The organism is Streptomyces sp. NPDC046349 (assembly GCF_055587885.1).
Genome location: NZ_JBVJFK010000032.1, coordinates 1 through 1,540, shown reverse-complemented (window position 1 = coordinate 1,540; position 1,540 = coordinate 1). Strand labels below are relative to the sequence as shown.

Here is a 1,540-nt window from a genome sequence, read left to right as displayed (position 1 = left end):
GGGGGTGTCTCTATGTCCTCCGTCAAGGACGTGGTGCCGGGTATGGGGTTGTTTGGGGTGGTCATGCTGCCAGGGTGACGGTGGGGGTTCGGGACTCGTAAAAGGTGCCGTCTCGGAGCATGGCGAACAGGACGCTGATGCGTTGGCGGGCGAGCCGGAGGAGGGCTTGGGTGTGGGTTTTGCCGCGTGCGCGTTGCCGGTCGTAGTAGGTGCGTGAAGCCGGGTCGGCGTTCATGCAGGCGAAAGCGGAGAGGAACATCGCCCGTTTGAGCTGCCGGTTTCCGCCGCGGGGTGCGTGTTCGCCATGGATCGAGGTCCCTGAGGATCTCGTGGTGGGGGCGAGGCCGGCGTAGGAGGCGAGGTGGCTGGCACTGGGGAATCCGGTGCCGTCGCCGACGGTGACCAGCAGGACGGCGGCGGTCCTGACTCCGACTCCGGGCATCGAAGTCAGGACCGGGTGAAGAGGGTGGGCCTCCAGAAGGGTGCTGATCTGCGCTTCCAGTGCCCGGCGCTGTTCGTGAACCGCCGCGAGCGAGGCGGCCAGGGACGGGATCACGATGTCGAGGGTGCCGGTGCCGGGAACCACGACGGTCTGTTCGTTGAGGGCGTCGAAGACGTCGTCGATCAGACGGGCGGCCATGCGCGGGGCCTTGGGTCGGATGAGTTCGACGAGCCTGCGTCGGCCGGCCTTGCGCAGGGCGGCCGGGGATCCGTAGCGCTCGAGGAGCCAGGTGACGGCGGGGTGGTCGAGCCGGGGCCCGAGCACGCGCTCGAGGCTGGGGTGGAACTGGGTGAGCAGGCCGCGTATCCGGTTGCTGGTGCGGGTGGCTTCGGCCGCGAGGTCCTGGTCGAAGCCGGTCAGCACCGTGAGCTCGGCGGTGATCTCGTCGGTCAGTTCCAGGGAACGCAGGGTGTGAGGCATCGTCCGGGCGGCGTCCGCGATGACTGCCGCGTCCTTCGCGTCGGTCTTCGCCTCGCCCGGGTAGAGGTCGGCGATCCGCCGCATCGCGAGTCCGGGCAGGTAGGCGACCTTGCAGCCGGCGTCGCGGGCGACGGTCAGGGGCAGGGCGCCGATGGAGGCGGGCTGGTCCACGATGACCAGGACGGTGCCGAACTTGGTCTTGAGCTTGTCGAAGACGGCCCGCAGCTTCGGTTCGCTGTTGGGCATCGGCTTGTCGAAGACCTTCTTCCCGGCCGGGGTGAGCCCGTGGCCGTGGTGGGCGGTCTTGCCCACGTCCACTCCGAGGAAAACGCCTATGCCTTCGGTGTCTAACATCGCACCCTTCCGCAGGTGTTGACCGTACCGGCCTCGGCGGGGAACCGTGCTCGCGCATCCACGTTATGCAGACCTACCGCCCGCGAACTGTCCGGCATTGCGCCGGACCGGGCGGTGGCCGGGTCTCTCATCAGCGTCTCCGACGGCACCCCTCGGGCCCGGCGACACCACCCCCCAGGTCATCCGTTCGACAGAGGGGACACAGTCATACCGGGCCCGGAGGCCAGCGGTCCCATTGCAGGACCGCGAAAAACATAACGGGGG

1 protein-coding gene is annotated in these 1,540 nt (G+C 68.6%); it reads right to left on the bottom strand.

Translation table 11 applies throughout. The features are described from left to right. Positions 1 to 61: 61 nt before the first annotated feature. Complete coding sequence (locus ACZ6JS_RS35495) at positions 62 to 1,276, bottom strand: IS110 family RNA-guided transposase (protein ID WP_469304217.1); 1,215 nt, start codon at positions 1,274 to 1,276, stop codon at positions 62 to 64. Between the last annotated feature and the right edge of the window lie 264 nt (positions 1,277 to 1,540).

What these genes read in the sequence shown, in the direction of transcription:
- ACZ6JS_RS35495 (WP_469304217.1), bottom strand. Translation starts at nt 1,276, where the DNA reads ATGTTAGACACCGAAGGCATAGGCGTTTTCCTCGGAGTGGACGTGGGC.